Below are 17,300 nucleotides of genomic sequence, written 5' to 3'. Positions count from 1 at the left end.
TGAATCCAACAATCTAAGGGACGACCGAGATGAGCAAGAAGTGGGTGTTCGGGTTCGAGGAGGGCGACGGCAAGAACAAGCACCTCCTGGGTGGCAAGGGTGCGAATCTCTGCGAGATGACGCAGATTGGATTGAAGGTCCCGCCCGGCTTCGTCATCACGACCGATGCCTGCCTCTCCTACCTCGATCACGCGGAACGCCAGCTGCCGGCGGGCCTGATGGACGAGGTCCACGCGCACATAGCCGCGCTCGAGGAGAAGACGGGCCGGGGGTTCGGCAGCGGCGAGAATCCGTTGCTCGTGTCCGTGCGCTCCGGCTCGGCGATGTCCATGCCCGGGATGATGGACACCATCCTGAACCTCGGGCTCAACCCCGTGACGCTCGCCGGGCTGATCGCGCAGACCCGCAACGAGCGCTTCGGCTACGACGCCTACCGGCGCTTCGTGCAGCTCTTCGGCAAGGTCGCCCTCGGCGTGCCGGACGAGTTCTTCGACAAGCAATTCGAGACGGTCAAGAACCGGGCCGGCGTGAAGGAAGACGTGGACCTGAAGGCCGAGCACCTGAAGGAGATCGGTGAGCGCTTCCTGCAGGTGGTGCGCACCCAGACCGGCAGGGCGTTCCCGGACGACCCCTACGAGCAGCTCGATATCGCCATCAAGGCGGTCTTCAACAGCTGGATGGGCAAGCGCGCCATCGACTACCGGCGCGAATTCCGCATCACGCCCGAGATGGCGAACGGCACCGCGGTGAACGTGGTGACGATGGTCTTCGGCAACATGGGCAACGATTGCGCGACCGGCGTGGGCTTCACGCGCAGCCCCGCGAACGGGGAGAACGCGCTCTACGGCGAGTATCTGACGAACGCCCAGGGCGAGGACGTGGTGGCCGGCATCCGCACCCCGAAGCCCCTGGCCGACATGGCCGACGAGATGCCGGACCTCTACCGCCAGCTGCTGGAGCTGCGCGGCAAGCTCGAGAGCCATTACCGGGAAGTGCAGGACTTCGAGTTCACCATCGAGAAGGGCACGCTCCACTGCCTGCAGACCCGCAACGGCAAGATGAACGCGAGCGCCACTGTGCGCACCTCCGTGGAGATGCAGCGCGAGGGGCTCCTCACCGAGGAGGAGGCCCTGCTGCGGGTCAACCCCCAGCACCTGGAGCAGATGCTCTACCCGCGCCTCGACCCCAAGTTCAGGGGTAAGGCGCTCGCCACGGGGCTGCCGGCTTCGCCGGGAGCCGCGAGCGGGCAGGCGGTGTTCGACGCGGACCGCGCCGAGACCCTGGGTAAGCAGGGGTTCAAGGTCATCCTCGTGCGCGAAGAGACGAAGCCCGAGGACATTCACGGGTTCTTCGCCTCTCAGGGGATCCTGACCTCCCGCGGAGGCAAGACCTCGCACGCGGCGGTCGTCGCGAGGGGCATGGGCAAGCCCTGTGTCGCCGGCGCCGAGGGCATCCACGTCGACGTCCAGCTACGCAAGGCGTTCGCGGGCGAGACGGTGATCAAGGAGGGCGACGTCATCACCATCGACGGCACCACCGGCAACATCTACGCCGGGGAGGTGCCGATGGTCGAGGCGGACTTCTCGCCCGAGCTCGTGACGCTCCTCGGGTGGGCGGACAGGGCTTCGCGCCTCAAGGTGATGGCCAATGCCGACACGCCGGACGACGCGGCGCGGGCGTTGAGATACGGGGCCATGGGGATCGGGCTCTGCCGCACGGAGCGCATGTTCAACGCGACGGACCGCCTGCCGATCGTCCTCGACATGATCGTCGCGGACACCCAGGAGCAGCGGCAGGCCGCCCTCGACCGGCTGCTGCCGATCCAGCGCGCGGACTTCAAGGCCCTGTTCCAGATCATGGCGCCGCGGCCGGTGACGGTCCGCCTCCTCGATCCGCCCATCCACGAGTTCCTCCCGTCCGAGCAGGAGCTCCTCGAGGACATCGAGCACCTGCGCCACCTGCGCGAGGCGTTCCAGGGGATGGAGGTGTTGGCGGAGACCGTGAAGCTCCTCGCGGGGAGCGGAGCGGCGGGCGTCAGCGCCTCGCTCCCGGCGACGGTCTACGAGCTGGGCGACACGCGCCTGGTGGACAACGTCATCACCCGCAAGGAGGCGATCCTGCAGAAGGTGCGGGCGCTGCGCGAGGTGAACCCCATGCTCGGGCACCGGGGCGTGCGTCTCGGAATCACCTACCCCGAGATTTACAGGATGCAGATCCGCGCCCTGCTCGAGGCGGAGGCCGAGTGCACCCGGGAGGGCATCGACGTCCAGCCCGAGATCATGGTGCCGCAGGTCTGCACGGCGCAGGAGCTGAAGCTCGTGAAGGGCTACGCCGAGGCCATGCAGAAGACGGTCGAAGAGACCTACGGCGTGAAGCTGAGGTATCGGTTCGGCACCATGGTCGAGGTGGTGCGCGCGTGCATGCGTGCGGAGAACCTGGCCGAGGTGGCCTCGTTCTTCTCCTTCGGGACGAACGACCTGACCCAGGCGACCTTCTCGTTCTCCCGCGAGGACGCGGAGAACAAGTTCCTGCCCATGTACAACGAGCGGGGGATCCTCCAGGACAACCCCTTCGAGGTGCTGGACGTGAAAGGCGTAGGGCGGTTGATGCAGCTCGCCGTCGACTGGGGCCGCGGTGCCCGGCCGGGACTGAAGGTCGGGATCTGCGGCGAGCACGGGGGCCACCCCGCGTCCATCCGCTTCTGCCACGAGACCGGACTCGACTACGTGTCCTGCTCCGGTCCCCGGGTGCCCATCGCGCGTCTCGCCGCGGCCCATGCCCGGATCCTGGAAGGGAAGGCTAAGGGCGGCGGAGACAAGGCCGCCTAGAGGGAGATGGACCGTTCGCCCGCCCCCCGCGCACCGTATCGCCGGGGGCGGGCGTCGTGCTGACATTTCGGGTTGGACGCGAAGGGGGAACCGCCATGGCGCAGCTGAAGTACATCCGCCTTTTCAACGAGCTGGGAATTGACGACGTCCCACTGGTGGGGGGCAAGAACGCATCCCTGGGCGAGATGTACCGTAATCTCTCCGAGACCGGGGTCAAGGTTCCCAACGGCTTCGCCATCACCGCGGACGCCTACCGGTATTTCCTCGAGGCGAACGGGCTGACTGCCCGGATCACTGAGGCCATCGCGGCGCTCGACGTCCACGACGTGACCCAGTTGGCGGCGACGGGGTCCCGGATCCGGGGCTGGTTGCGTGAGGCGACCCTGCCGGCCGATCTGGCCGAGGACATCCGGCTGGCGTATGCGAATCTCGCCGCCGAGTACGGCCCCGAGCCCGACGTGGCGGTGCGCAGCTCGGCCACCGCGGAGGACCTGCCCGACGCGTCGTTTGCGGGGCAACAGGAAACCTACCTCAATGTGCGTGGGCTCGACGCGTTGCTCGAGCGTTCCCGCCACGTCTTTGCCTCGCTCTTCACCGACCGGGCGATCTCCTATCGGGAGGACAAGGGCTTCGACCACATGAGCGTGGCCCTCTCGATCGGCGTGCAGAAGATGGTCCGCTCCGACCTGGCGTGCTCCGGGGTGATGTTTACGCTCGACACGGAGTCCGGATTCCGGGACGTGGTCTTCATCACCGGCGCCTACGGTCTCGGCGAGAACGTGGTGCAGGGTGCCGTGAACCCGGACGAGTACTATGTCTTCAAGCCGACCCTCGCCCAGGGCTTCCGGCCGATCGTCAAGCGCCAGCGCGGCGAAAAGGCGATCCGCATGGTGTACGCGGAGCCTGGCGGGCCGCACCCGGTGATGAACCTGCCGGTCGCAGAGGCCGACCGGCGCCGGTTCGTGCTGAGCGACGACGAGGTCCTGGAGCTCGCGCGCTATGCGGTGGCCATCGAGAGCCACTACACGGAGAAGGCGGGGCAGCCGCGCCCCATGGACATCGAGTGGGCCAAGGACGGCGAGACCGGAGAGCTCTTCATCGTCCAGGCGCGCCCGGAGACCGTGCACGCCGTGCGTGGCGGGGTGGTCGAGGAGACCTACACCCTGAAGGAACAGGGCCCGGTGCTGGCGCGGGGCAAGAGCGTGGGCCACAAGATCGCCGCGGGCCGTGCCCGGGTGATCCTCTCCTCGAGCCGCATGAAAGAGCTCCAGCCGGGCGAGGTGCTGGTGACGGACATGACCGACCCGGATTGGGAGCCGGTCATGAAGATCGCCAGCGCCATCGTCACGAACCGCGGGGGGCGCACCTGCCACGCGGCCATCATCGCGCGCGAGCTCGGGATCCCGGCAGTGGTCGGCGCCGGTGACGCGACCACTGCGGTGAGCGACGGGGCGGAGGTCACCATCTCCTGCGCCGAGGGCGACACCGGGATCATCTACGGCGGCCGGCTCGCCTTCCAGCTGGACACGGTCGACTACTCGAAGCTCCCCAAGCCGCGGACCAAGATCATGCTGAACGTCGGCAACCCGGACCTCGCCTTCACGGCGAGCGCGTTGCCGAACGAGGGGGTCGGTCTCGCGCGCCTGGAGTTCATCATCAACACCGGCATCGGGATCCATCCCCGGGCGCTGCTCGAATTCGAGCGGCTCGCCCCCGGCCTGCAGGACCAGATCCGGCCCCGGATGGCGGGCTACCCGAGTCCGCGGGACTTCTACGTGGAGAGGCTCGCCGAAGGGGTCGCGACCATCGCGAGCGCGTTCTACCCGAGGCCGGTCATCGTGCGCATGAGCGACTTCAAGTCGAACGAGTACGCCGCGCTCATCGGGGGCGAGGCGTACGAGCCGCGCGAGGAGAATCCGATGCTCGGGTTCCGGGGCGCCTCACGGTACCCCTCGTCCTCCTTCGCCGACTGCTTCGCCCTCGAGTGTGCCGCGATGCGCCGCGTGCGCGAGGACATGGGCCTCACGAACGTGCAGCTGATGCTGCCGTTCGTGCGTACGCCCCAGGAGGGCCGCCGCGTGCTGGACCTCATGGCCGAGCAGGGCCTGCGGCGCGGGGAGAACGGTCTCAAGGTGAACCTGATGTGCGAGATCCCGGCCAACGTGATGCTCGCGGACGAGTTTCTCGAGAACTTCGACGGGTTCTCGATCGGCTCGAACGACCTGACCCAGCTGACCCTGGGCATCGATCGGGACTCGGGTCTGTTGACCGGCTACGACGAGCGCAACCCCGCGGTGCTGAGGATGATGCAGCTCGCCATCGAGGCCTGCCGGCGGCACGGCAAGTACGTCGGGATCTGCGGCCAGGCGCCCTCGGACTTCCCGGAGATCACCGCGTGGCTGGTGGAGCAGGGCATCGAGTCCATGAGCCTCAACCCGGACAGCGTGCTGGCGATGACCCGCACGGTCCTGGACATGGAGGCGAAGCTCTCGGGGAAACGCTGAGGGAGGGGGCGGCGGGGCGCCCGACGTCCTGCCGCCCTAGGGCGCCAGCGCGACGCGGTTGCGGCCGCTGCGCTTGGCCTGCCGGAGCGCGATGCCGCAGCGGTGGACGAGATCCTCCGCCGACTCTCCGTGCCGGTGCCGGCCCACGCCCAGGGAGACCGTGACGACCCCGACGGGCTCGCCGGTGTCGGTGCGTTTCAGTCGGCTGCGCTCGATGGTCTTGCGCACTGCCTCGGCCACCGAGCGGGCTCCGTCGAGGGGGGTGTCGGGGAGGATCAGCGCGAATTCCTCGCCCCCGTAGCGGGCGACCGTGTCGCGGCCCTTCACGCCCTTGCCGAGCAGTTCGGCGATCACACTCAACACCTTGTTCCCCACCAAGTGCCCAAAGGTGTCGTTGATCCGCTTGAAGTGGTCGATGTTTACCATGACGAGACAGAGCGGGTTTCCTCGAGCCTCCTCGATGGCCTGCCCGAGTGTCCGGTCGAAGGCGCGCCGGTTCATGACCCGCGTCAGGGCGTCGGTTACGGACTGAGTGCGGCTCTCCCGCATCTGCTCCGCCGTGTACGCAGACTCGGCCGAGGCCGCTTGAGCTGGGCACTGGGCTTCGGTCATCCTGCCTCCCTCGACAGCGAGATGGGGACTGCCGGGCCGTGGACCCTCGTCCCGCCCGGTGGGGCAGGCCGACGGCGCGGCTCGGGGCGCGCAGGTCGTGAATGCAGGGGACCGGAAACGCGCGGATCTCGGCTGTGAATATCGGCGGGCGGCAGCGGAACCTTACGCAAGAGGGAACGGCCCGCGGCGCCGTGGAGGCGCTGCTGCGGGAGCTCCCCGGCTGCATGGGGAGAGACCGGGAGCGGTTGCGCCACACCCTGCTCGCGCTGCGCAAGCGGGTCCTCTCGGGGGAGCCTGCCGGCGAGGGCCTGGAGCGGGCCACAGCGCAACTCGAGGCCTCGCGCGCGAGAGCGCAGGAACGGCGCGCCCGGGTGCCGGCCATCGAGTTTCCGGCCGCGCTTCCTATCACGGCCTCCCTCGATGCGATCGCCGAGGCGATCACCGCCCATCCCGTGACGGTCGTGTGTGGCGAGACGGGGTCGGGCAAGACCACCCAGCTGCCCAAGCTCTGCCTCGCCCTCGGGCGCGGCGTCACGGGCGTCATCGGGCACACCCAGCCCCGGCGCATCGCCGCCCGGACGGTCTCTGCCCGGATCGCGCAGGAGCTCGGCCCCCAGGGTCCGAGTCTCGTGGGGCACAAGGTGCGTTTCAGTGACCGGACCCGGCCGGAGACCGCCGTCAAGTTGATGACGGACGGCATCCTGCTGGCCGAGGTCCAGTCCGACCGCCAGCTGCTCGCCTACGACACCCTGATCGTGGACGAGGCCCACGAGCGCAGCCTGAACATCGACTTCCTGCTGGGCTACCTGCGCCGCCTGCTGCCCCGTCGGCCCGACCTGAGGGTCGTCGTCACGTCCGCCACCATCGACCCGGAGCGGTTCTCGCGCCACTTCGGCGGGGCCCCCGTGATCGAGGTCCCGGGGCGCACCTACCCGGTCGAGGTCCGCTACCGGCCGGTCGCCGGCGAGGACGACGACGAGCGCGACCAGGGCCTCACGAGGGCGATCCTGAGCGGGGTCGACGAGTTGACCCGCGAAGGACCAGGGGACGTGCTCGTGTTCCTGCCCGGGGAGCGGGAGATCCGGGAGACCAGCGAGGCCCTGCGCAAGCACCACCCGCCGGCCACCGAGATCCTTCCTCTCTACGCCCGGCTCGGCACGGCGGAGCAGGAACGGGTGTTTCGGCCTTCCGGTGCACGCCGGCTGGTGCTCGCCACGAACGTGGCGGAGACCTCGCTCACCGTTCCCGGGATCCGCTACGTGGTGGACACGGGACTCGCGCGGGTGAGCCGCTACAGCCACCGCACGAAGGTGCAGCGTCTGCCCGTGGAGCGCATCTCCCAGGCCGCCGCGGACCAGCGCAAGGGCCGCTGCGGGCGGTTGGGTCCGGGTGTGTGCGTTCGCCTCTACGACGAGGCCGACTTCGCCCTTCGGCCCGCCTTCACCGACCCCGAGATCCTGCGCACGAATCTGGCGGCCGTCATCCTGCGGATGGAGGCCCTGGGCCTCGGGGCGGTGGACCGGTTCCCGTTCGTGGACCCGCCGGACCCGCGCTTCGTGAACGACGGGTATCGGTTGCTGGCCGAGATCGGGGCGGTGGACCGGGAGCGGCGGCTGACCCCCCTCGGGCGTGACCTCGCGAGGCTTCCGGTCGACCCGCGCCTCGGCCGGATGCTGCTGGCCGCCCGGGATCTGGGTTGCCTCGCGGAGGTGCTCATCATCGTCAGCGCCCTCGAGGTCCAGGACCCGCGCGAGCGCCCGCTCGCCGCGCGGGCGGCGGCCGATGCCTCCCACCGGGAGTTTCAGGTCTCCGGGTCGGACTTCCTCGGCCTGCTCCGGCTCTGGGATTTCTACCACGAGCAGGCGCGCCACCTGTCCCGGGCAAAACTCCGCCAGCTCTGCCGCGACCGTTTCCTCTCCTACGTGCGCATGCGGGAGTGGCACGACACCCACCAGCAGGTCCTCTTGTTGCTGCACGACATGGGACTGCGCACGGGCGCGACCCCGGCCGAGCCTGCGGCCATCCACCGGGCGTTGCTCTCCGGGCTCCTCGGGCAGATCGGGGTCCGGCGCGAGGACGGGAGCTACCGCGGGGCGCGGGGCACGGTCTTCCACCTGCACCCCTCGTCGGGTCTGGCGGGGAAGGGGCCGAAGTGGGTCGTGGCCGCGGAGCTGGTGGAGACCACGCGCGTCTTTGCCCGCAACGCCGCTGCGATCGACCCGGCCTGGGTCGAGCCGCTGGCCCCGGAGCACCTGATCCGGCGGCACGTCTCCGACCCGCACTGGGACCCGGACCCGGGCGAGGTGCTGGCGTTCGAGGACGTGACCCTCTACGGGTTGCCCCTGGTGACGCGCCGGGGCGTGCACTACCAGGGGGTCGACCCGAAGGGGGCGCGGCAGGTGTTCCTGCGCTCGGCCCTCGTGGAAGGGCACTACCGGCCGCCGGCGCCCTTCCTCGCCCACAATCGGGCGCTGCTCGCCGAGGTCGCCGGCCTGGAGGAGCGGGCGCGGAGGCGGGACATCCTGGTGGACGACGAGGTGGTCTTCGCCTTCTACGATCAGCGGGTCCCGGACGAGGTGGCGAGCGAACGTCAGTTGGAGGCCTGGCGCAGGGGCGTCGAGCCCGAGGACCCCGAGCGCCTGTTCCTGACGCGCGCGCAGCTGATGCGTCACGGGGCGCAAGGGGTGGGGCCGGAACGCTTCCCCGACAGCCTCGAGGCGGCCGGCGGGCTCATCCCCCTGACCTACCGGTTCGAGCTGGGCCACGAGGCCGACGGGGTGACCGCGAGGGTGCCGCTGGTGCTGCTGCCCGCGCTCGACCCGGCGCGTTTCGACTGGCTGGTGCCGGGGCTCCTCCAGGAAAAGCTGACGGCGCTCATCCGGGCGTTGCCGCGCCCGGCCCGCCGGCACTACGTTCCCGCCCCCGACTTCGCCCGTGCCTGCGCCGAAGCCCTGGGTCCGCCCCGGGGCTCCCTGCACGAGGCCCTCGGACGGGAGTTGCTGCGCATGACCGGAGTGCCCGTGCCACCGGGCGCCTGGTCCCAGGTGGAGCTGCCCGCCCACCTGCGGATGCGATTCGAGGTGCTGGACCCCGGGGGCGAGGTGCTGACGTCGGGCCGGGACCTGGGGCACCTGCAGGCCGAGCTTGCCGAGGCCGTCCTCTCCGGCCTGGACGCGGCCCACTGGCCGGGCCTCCCGCGCGAGAGCGGGCGGCACTGGGTGTTCGGGGACCTGCCGGATCAGGTCGAGGCCGTCCTCGGGGGCGTGCCGGTCGTCGGCTACCCCGCGCTGTGGGACGGGGCGACGGGCGTGTCGGTGCGCGTCTTCGGCTCGCTGGCCGAGGCCCGGGCGGTCCACCGGGAGGGGCTCCTGCGCCTCTTCCTGCTGGATCTGGCGCCGCAGCTCAGCGCCATGGAGCGCCGTCTGCCGCGGATGGACACCCTGTGCCTCGCCTACGGCACGCTAGGGCCGTCGCCCTGGGGCGCGCCCCAGGGTCAGGGCGAGGGGGAGGGTGGACCCTGTGCCGAGCTCCGGCGCCACGTCCTGCGCGTGGTCGTGGAACGCAGCTTCCTGCCCGACGCGAGTGTGCGATCGGAGAGCGCCTACCGCACGCGCAGGGAGGGAGGACGGGCGCGGATGCAGGAGGTGGCAACCCGGGTCGTCCAGCAGGTCGGGGAGACGTTGAGGCTGTACCGGGAGGCCGCGGGGCGGCTCGAGGCGCTCGCATCACCCGCGCTGACCCCGGCGCGCGAGGACGTCCGCGAGCAATTGCGGCATCTGGTGTACCGCGGGTTCGTGCGCGACACCCCCGAGCGCTGGCTCGAGCACCTGCCGCGCTACCTGAAGGCCGTGCTCACCCGCCTCGCGCGCCTGCCCGGGGAGGTCGGCCGGGACGCAGGGCGCCAGGCCGTCGTCGACAGACTGTGGGGGCCCTGCCGCGAGGCCCTCGTGGAGCTCCGCGCACGGCGGGGACACGACCCCGCGCTCGAGGAGCTGCGCTGGCTCCTCGAGGAGCTCCGGGTGTCCCTGTTCGCCCAGGAGATGCGGACCGCCGTGCCCGTGTCGCCCACCCGCCTGGCAAGGCTGTGGGACGACTTGCGGCAGCGGGCCGCCCCTGCCCACAATCCGTAAGCACCCCAGCGGATGCCGGCGCTGCTGGCGGGGCATACCCGAGGGACGCGGCGAACTGACGAGGAGCGACCAACCACCGGGAGCGGGCCGCGAAGGACCTCGCCCCGGCGGGACTCAGCTCGGCCCGGAGCCGAGGGCTCAGGACCCGGAGGCGTGAACCTCCGTGACGCGCCAGCGCCAATCCTTGAAGCTCATCACCACGAAGGTCATGGGGTCGCTCAACTCCCCGAGGCGTGCCACGAACCGCGTGGGCGACTCGAAGAAGGCGAACGAGGTGCGGCCAACGAGGGACGGGTAGGGCTGATCGGCCTTCGCCGCCGGCCCCCGGAGCATCTCACGCACGCTGTCCAGGGTGGCGTCGGGGGTCACGGTCCGGGTCACGAGCCGGGCACCGTCGCGGACGAGCGCGCTCACCGGGTCCTGACCCGGCAGCTGCTGCTGCAGCCGGCGCTCGCTGACCGCCTTGGCGTTCTGGCGCACGGCATCCAGGTCGATCAATTGAGCCATCGCAAGATCATCACGAGCGGCAAGGGCGCCATCCAGGCGATAGTAGGTGTAATAAGGCCAGCCGCCGAAGATCAGTGCGGCGAGAACGACCAGTGCGAACAGGTAACGCATGGGAACCCCCCTGGGTTTTCGGAGCGTGTGATCCTAGCACAGTCAGTGCGTCGGGATAGTGGACAACTTTCAGTGACTTGTGGCAGTCTTCAGCATCCATTCTTGCACTCGAGCCGCTGCGGCGCCATAGGTGAATCATGTCCGTTTGGACGAAGGATGTCATCGGGCCCGGTGTAGCCCAGACTCTGGACGGCCTGTTCCGGGAGCGTGTGCACCGCACCCCGGAGACGCTCGCGTACCGGTCCTTCGACCGGGGGAGCTCGCAGTGGCGTGACCTCACCTGGAGCGAGGTCGCGCGCGAGGTCGGGCGCTGGCAGGTGGTGCTCGGGCAGGAGGGGTTACACCCCGGTGACCGGGTGGCCCTCGCCCTCAGGAACTCCCCCGAGTGGGTGATCTTCGACCAGGCGGCCCTCGGTCTCGGGCTCGTCACGGTGCCACTCTATGTGGACGACCGGCCCGACAACGTCGCGCACATCCTGAAAGACTCCGGCGCGCGCCTGCTGTTGGTGCAGGACGCGGCGGCGTGGCGCCGCCTGGCGCCGCACCTCGCGGAGGCCGCGGCGCTGCAGCGGGTGTTGCTGCTCTCCGAGGGGCGTTCCAGCGAAGGTTCGTCCCCCGACGAGCGTGTCGCCGAGTTGAGCCAGCGCTTGCCCGGGGAGACGCAACCCCTTGCCGTCCGGGACGGAGACCCGGACGCCCTGGCCTCCATCGTCTACACCTCGGGCACCACGGGGCGGCCGAAGGGCGTGATGCTGAGCCACCGCAACATCTCCTCCGTGGCCCAGGCCGCGACGCAGGTCATCGACATCCATCGGGAAGACGTCTTCCTGTCCTTCCTGCCGCTCTCCCACATGCTGGAGCGGACGGGGGGGTACTACCTGCCCCTCATCACCGGCTCGACCGTGGCCTTCAGCCGCTCGGTCCAGCAGTTGGCGGAGGACCTGGAGCAGGTGCGGCCGACGGCGCTGATCGCCGTGCCGCGCATCTTCGAGCGCTTCTACGCCCGAATCCAGCAGCAGTTGGAGAAGGGGAGCCCCCTGCGTCGCCGCCTCTTCCAGTCCACCGTCAACGTGGGCTGGCGGCGCTTCGAGGTGCAGCAGCGCCGAGCGAGCTGGTCTCCTTCTCTCCTTCTCTGGCCGCTCCTCAGGCGCCTCGTGGCGGAGAAGGTGCTGGCGCGCATGGGCGGGCGCCTGCGGATCGCGGTGAGCGGCGGTGCCGCGTTGCCCGCGCCGGTGGCGCGCCTCTTCGTGGGGTTGGGGCTGCCGGTGCTTCAGGGTTACGGGCTGACCGAGACCAGCCCCGTGGTGAGCGTCAACACCCTCAACTTCAACGACCCGGCGAGTGTGGGCCCCCCGCTACCGGGGATCGAGCTGCGGCTCGGGGAAGACAGCGAATTGCTGGTGCGTGGTCCCGGCGTGATGCGGGGGTACTGGGGCGACGAGCAGGCCACCCGCCAGGTGCTCACCCGGGACCGTTGGCTCCACACGGGCGACAAGGTGGCCCTGCGGGAGGGTCGCATCTACATCACGGGCCGCCTGAAGGACATCCTCGTGCTCTCCAACGGGGAGAACGTGCCGCCCGTGGACATGGAGGTCGCCATCACCCTCGACGACCTCTTCGACCAGGCGATGGTGGTGGGGGAAGGGCGTGCCTTCCTCAGCGCGGTGCTGGTGCTGAACGCCGAGGAGTGGGGCAGGCTCGCGGAGAAGCTCGATCTCGACCCGGCCGCACCGGAGAGCCTCGAGGACCCGCGGGTCGCCAGCGCGGCGCAGGCCCGGGTGGACCGGCAGGTTCGGGGGTTCCCGGGCTACGCCAAGATCCGGCGCCTGGTCCTGTCGACCGAGGCCTGGACAGTGGACAACGGGCTGCTCACCCCCACGATGAAGGTGCGCCGCAGCCGGGTCGTGGAGAGGTTCCAGGAGCGCATCGACAAGGTCTACGAGGAAGGGCCAACCCGCGCGCGCCGGCGGGTGGCCTGACTCCGGGGGGCTGACTCCGCACGGTCACGCGGGCATTGGCCCCGAGGGAGCCTGAGAGCACTCCCTGGCGCGGTCGGTCAGGAGATCCGGTACCTCCTGACCGGGCACCGTCTCATCACATCTGCCAGTTCAGCTGCAGGCCCACGATGTCGACCTTGAGGTCGTAGTCACCCTTCAGGGTGTGCCCGTATTCGTTCGTGTTGTTGATCTTCGCGTCGTCCACGAAGAGGTGCGCGTACCCGAAGTCCACGCTCACCTTGTCGGTCACGCGATAGTTCGCCCCCAAGGCAAGCCAGATGCGGTCGTTTGCGGGCAGACGGGGGCCGCGCTTCTCGCTGCTCCGGATGGGCTCCTCGTCCGAGGCGACGCCCACACGCCAGGTGAAGGGACCCCCGCTGGGTGTGTAGGTGAGCCCGAGGCCGTAGCGCCAGGAGTCCTTGTAATCGAGGTGAAGCTCGCTCGAGGTGGTCTCGAGCTCGATCGGGATGGACTTGGTCCGGCTCCAGTTCGTCCAGGTGACGTCGGCCATCACCGCCCACTCGGGGGTCAGGGCGTGGTACGCGCTGACGGAGAGGGAATCCGGGAGCGAGACCTCCGCGCTGGCGTCTTCCGTATGGTCGGAATACCCCGACGCGGCCAACGGGGCCGGGGTGTTCGCGGCGTAGTCGAATTTGGCATCCCCTTCGGGCTTCGGCTTGAACCACTTGCGGTAGGACATGCCGAAACGGGTCTGTTCGCTGAGTTCGTAGAGCAGGCCCAGACTGTAGCCGAAGCTCCAGTCGTCACCGGAGATCTTCACCTTGGCGTCGTAGGCCCCGGGCGTTGCTCCAGGGAAGCGTCTGCTCATCGCCAGTGCACCGACATCGACCATGCTGGTGAGCGTCACGTCGGTGTAGAGGGCGCTCACCCCCGCGCCGACCGAAAGCCCGTGGTCCAGTTTCACGGCAATCGAGGGATTCACGTTGATGGTCTTGAGGTCGGACTTGACCGCGTGGTACCGCCCAACCCACTCGTCGCTGTAGTCCGTCACGAGACCAAAGGGGACGTCGATGCCGAGACCGAGCGTCACCCGGTCGCTCACGGCGTGCGTCAGGTAGGCGTTGGGCACCCAGACCCCGTCGCCCCCGTCCCCCGCGTCGCCCCCGCTGATGGGGAAGCGGCCGGCCAGGTTGCTGCCCTGGTTCTTGAACTGGATGGACGGCTTGATGTAGTTGACGGCGAAGCTCGCCCGGGTGCCGGAAAGACGCGTCATGCCTGCCGGATTGAAGAAGACGGTGGTCGGGTCCTCGGCGATGGCGGCGCCTCCGGAATACGCGTTGCCGAGCCCGCTCACCCCGTGCTCGACCAGCCCGAAGCTCGCGGCAGCCGCGCCTTCTGCGGCCATGGCGATAGCGGCGGCAACGGCGGCCGCCACGGCTGATGCCTGTCCCATGAGTTCCCCCTCGTAACTGTTCCTCGTCACTGTTGTCGTAACAGCCCGGGGCGGGATGCCGCCGGGGACTGGGGTGGCCTGCGATCCCGCCGCCCATCGCGACGAAACGAGGCCAATCATCATCTTACGCCGGACGGGGACCGAGGCATACCACCCATTCGGGCTAACCGATGCTAAGCTAGGCAGGCCGTCGCGGGGGCGTCTCGAGACCCGCGATTTCAAAACCAAAGAACGCCGGATGGAGGCATGTCATGCGAAAGATGCTGCTGGGGGTGGTACTCGCCGTCTTTTCCGTGGGCGCCGCGATGGCCGCGGGGCCGCAGATGAACATCGGCGAAACCGTGGTCAAGAAGGCCATTGCGGACAACATCTCCATGGACGACGCCGTGGAGTCCATGAAGCTGCGCGCCAACACGCTCAACCTGAAGATGGTGAGCCACCAGCCCATGTACAAGGAGCTGGAGGCACTCGGGATCAAGAGCCGGCGGGTGGAGATCTACCAGTTCTGCGACGCCGGGATCGGCTGGGAGATGATCGAGTACCAGATGGACTTCGCGGCCTACATGCCCTGCCGCATCTCGCTCGTCGAGGATGCGAACGGGAAGGGTTGGCTCATCATGGTCAACATGGACTTCTTCATCGGTGCGGCGAATCTTCCCCCTGAGCTGAAAAAGAAGGCGATGAAGATCCGCGACGACCTGAACGAGGTCATTCAGGCCGGGGCAGCGGGCGACCTGTAGGCCCCCGCAACGCCACCCCGCGGTTCAGGGCGGCGTCGGCTGCCCCTGGCCCGCGGGGGGCACGCTGGCGGCCTGCGCCTTTCGCGCCTCCCGCAGGGACCAGCGGCGCTTCATGCACATCCACTCGCCGGGCCGTTCCCGGATCCAGGACTCGAAGAGGACGTTCAGCCGCCGGGTCATCTCCAGGGCCTTCTCGTCGTCGGTGCCCCGCTCCGGAACCGGTACGGGCGAGGTGAAGGTCACCCGGAACCGAGCCTCGGGCAGCCGTTCCATCCGCAGGGGCACCAGGTCGCAGCCGAAGCGCAGGGCCAGGCGCGCGGGGCTCACGGCGGTGGCCGCGGGAACACCGAAGAAGGGGACGAGCGGGCTCCCGTCGACACGCTGGTCCACGACCAGTCCGAGCGAGCGGCCTTCGCGCAAATGCCGCACGAGTTGGCGCATGCTCGCCTCCTTGGCCACGAGACCGCAGCGGAGTCCCCGGCGACGGAAGCGCTGGACCAGGCGGTCCGCCAGGGGGTTTTCCTGCGGGCCGTAGACGCCGGACAGGGGGATGCCGAGGACGCCGGTCATTGCCCCCGCGGCCAGTTCCCAGTTCGCGAGGTGCGCGGTCACCATGACGACGGGCCGCGTCGCGGTCGGGGTCGAGGCCCCTTCCTCCACCACGATCTCGAGCCGGCGTGCGCCCTCGACCTGGCTGATCGTACCGAGGTGCGGGTACTCGCCCATCACGGCGCCGAGGTTGCCCCAGACCTCGCGCGCGACCCGGGCCAGCTCCTGCGGTGAGTGTCCGGGAAAAGCGACCCGGAGATTGCGCAGGACGTGGCGCTGCTTGTGCAGGCGAGGGCCCAGCCTCTCCAGGAGCCAGCGCCCCAAGCGGCTCGCCCGCTCCGGGGGGAGCGACGCCGCCACACCCCAGAAGGCGAGCAGGGAGAGTGTCTCCAGCACCCAGAGAGGGTACCGCAGACGTGGAAAACGCTCGAGCACGCGGCGCGCGGTGCGCCCGTAGTACACGGCCACTGGGGAATCCTGGGCGAAGCCCCCGGGAGTTCCCCCGAGGGCTTGCCTGCCCGGCTCGTGAGCGGGCTACATCGGCTGGCTGATGGTGAAGGCGCCGCGCAGGTCCCCGACCTGGAACCCGCGGGCCTTGTCCTTGGGGTAGTACTCGTCGAGCTTCTTGATGACGTCCGGCTTCAGCACGGGGCCGTGACAGTTGGAGCAGACCCCGCCCATCGGGAGCGCCTTCATGTAACGGAAGGTCTTCTTGCCACCTTCCTCGACCACGGCGTGATACTCCATGTTCTCGAGCGACTCGCCCTTGGCCTTGCGCTGTGCGAAGTCCTCCAGGACCTTGGCCTCCCACGCGTCCGGGGCGTTCTTCTCGTTGCGGACCTTCTGGCTGGTGCGGGCCACACGCCAGCCACGCTCCTCGGCGATCTTCCGGGTCAGGGCCTGGGCCTTCTCGTGGCAGACCTCGACGCCTGCCTTGGCGCCACCGGACTGGACAGCGGCCTGCATCTCGTCGCGAAGCACCTCGAGGAGCTGTTTCGAGGCCGCCCGGCTTGCCTCCAGACGGGCCTGGACATCGTCGGCAAAGGCAGGAGTGGCCACCAGCGCAGCGGTCACCAGGGCCAGCAGGGTCTTCTTCATGGCGTATCTCCTCTCTGAGGGTCAGCCGAAATAGTCGGGCTCGTTGCCCGCCTTCCATTTGATGTTGCAGCCGAGGCTCGGCTTCTGGTCCGAGGTGACCGGGCGGCCCGAGAGCAGGGCGTCCACGGCGGCCCGCAGGTCCTTCCCCGTGATCGGAATGCCGTTTCCGGGCCGACTGTCGTCGAATTGTCCCCGGTACGCCAGTTTGCGCTCCCGGTCGAAGAGGAAGAAGTCGGGCGTGCAGGCGGCACGGTAGGCCTTCGCCACGGCCTGGCTCTCGTCGTAGAGGTAGGGAAAGACGTAGCCCGCAGACCGCACCTCCTCGGCCATCTTCGCGGGGCGGTCGTCCGGGTGGCTCCTCACGTCGTTGGCGTTGACGCCGACCATAGCAAGCCCTCGGCCCACGTATTCCCGCGCGAAGTCGGCGAGAGCCGAGCGGATGTGCTTCACGTAGGGGCAGTGGTTGCACATGAACACCACGAGGAGGGCGGGAGAGGCCGCAAAGTCGTCGAGCGCGTACGGATTCCCGAGGGCGTCGGGCAGCCGGAAGTCCGGCGCCGGCGTCCCGAGGTCGAGCATGGTGGAGGCTGTGCGGGCCATGACGTCTCCTCCTGGAAGGCATCCGGGGTTCGGGCAAAATTCTAGCAGAGGCGGCCCCGTACCCGTGGCTCGTCGCGAGCGCTCCGCACCTGTGGGGAGGAAACCCCTGAAGTGCCTGTGCCCGCGCGGGGTTGCCAGGCCCCGGGGCGATCCCTGAGTATGTGGGGTGAGACCCTGGGGGCGCGCAAGGATTCCCCCGGGCCCTTTCCC

General features: G+C 69.4%; 11 protein-coding genes. 5 read left to right on the top strand and 6 right to left on the bottom strand.

The features are described from left to right. Positions 1–29 precede the first annotated feature (29 nt). Together KA217_07380 and ppsA are read left to right on the top strand one after the other, a co-directional pair. Entirely contained in the window at positions 30–2,828 is a 2,799-nt protein-coding gene (locus KA217_07380; protein ID MBP7712268.1) for a pyruvate, phosphate dikinase, read from the top strand. 95 nt (positions 2,829–2,923) lie between these two features. Continuing rightward, a complete protein-coding gene (ppsA, locus tag KA217_07375; protein MBP7712267.1) occupies positions 2,924–5,332 on the top strand; it encodes a phosphoenolpyruvate synthase in 2,409 nt (802 codons plus the stop codon). Positions 5,333–5,368: 36 nt separating this feature from the next. On the opposite strand, the gene KA217_07370 is transcribed toward ppsA, so the two are convergent. Next, positions 5,369–5,944 carry a GGDEF domain-containing protein gene (locus KA217_07370; protein MBP7712266.1) on the bottom strand — a complete coding sequence of 192 codons (576 nt, stop codon included), beginning with the start codon at positions 5,942–5,944 and terminating at the stop codon, positions 5,369–5,371. 101 nt (positions 5,945–6,045) lie between these two features. Between KA217_07370 and hrpA the strand changes: the two genes are divergently transcribed. Beyond that, on the top strand, positions 6,046–10,074 hold the full coding sequence (gene hrpA / locus KA217_07365; GenBank protein MBP7712265.1) for an ATP-dependent RNA helicase HrpA: 4,029 nt from the start codon (positions 6,046–6,048) through the stop codon (positions 10,072–10,074). Positions 10,075–10,212: 138 nt separating this feature from the next. Here hrpA and KA217_07360 read toward each other — a convergent pair whose 3' ends face one another. After that, on the bottom strand, positions 10,213–10,692 hold the full coding sequence (locus KA217_07360) for a DUF2939 domain-containing protein (GenBank protein ID MBP7712264.1): 480 nt from the start codon (positions 10,690–10,692) through the stop codon (positions 10,213–10,215). Positions 10,693–10,829: 137 nt separating this feature from the next. Here KA217_07360 and KA217_07355 point away from each other — a divergent pair, with 137 nt between their 5' ends. Next, positions 10,830–12,671 carry a long-chain fatty acid--CoA ligase gene (locus KA217_07355; protein ID MBP7712263.1) on the top strand — a complete coding sequence of 614 codons (1,842 nt, stop codon included), beginning with the start codon at positions 10,830–10,832 and terminating at the stop codon, positions 12,669–12,671. 115 nt (positions 12,672–12,786) lie between these two features. Here KA217_07355 and KA217_07350 read toward each other — a convergent pair whose 3' ends face one another. Further along, positions 12,787–14,103, bottom strand: coding sequence for an outer membrane protein transport protein (locus KA217_07350; GenBank protein MBP7712262.1), 1,317 nt, complete (start codon positions 14,101–14,103; stop codon positions 12,787–12,789). Positions 14,104–14,354: 251 nt separating this feature from the next. On the opposite strand from KA217_07350, the gene KA217_07345 reads away from it, so the two are divergent. Further along, a complete protein-coding gene (locus KA217_07345) occupies positions 14,355–14,843 on the top strand; it encodes a DUF302 domain-containing protein (GenBank protein ID MBP7712261.1) in 489 nt (162 codons plus the stop codon). Between the two features lie 24 nt (positions 14,844–14,867). Here KA217_07345 and KA217_07340 read toward each other — a convergent pair whose 3' ends face one another. From KA217_07340 to KA217_07330, 3 genes are all read right to left on the bottom strand, one after another. Then, complete coding sequence (locus KA217_07340; protein ID MBP7712260.1) at positions 14,868–15,860, bottom strand: hypothetical protein; 993 nt, start codon at positions 15,858–15,860, stop codon at positions 14,868–14,870. A gap of 66 nt (positions 15,861–15,926) precedes the next feature. Next, complete coding sequence (locus KA217_07335; protein ID MBP7712259.1) at positions 15,927–16,490, bottom strand: DUF3365 domain-containing protein; 564 nt, start codon at positions 16,488–16,490, stop codon at positions 15,927–15,929. A gap of 21 nt (positions 16,491–16,511) precedes the next feature. Next, complete coding sequence (locus KA217_07330; GenBank protein MBP7712258.1) at positions 16,512–17,090, bottom strand: thioredoxin family protein; 579 nt, start codon at positions 17,088–17,090, stop codon at positions 16,512–16,514. Positions 17,091–17,300: the final 210 nt, after the last annotated feature.

This window comes from Gammaproteobacteria bacterium (assembly GCA_017999615.1).
In the GTDB taxonomy this organism is placed as follows: Bacteria; Pseudomonadota; Gammaproteobacteria; order JAABTG01; family JAABTG01; genus JAGNLM01.
This window is presented reverse-complemented; position numbering and strand designations above follow the sequence as displayed.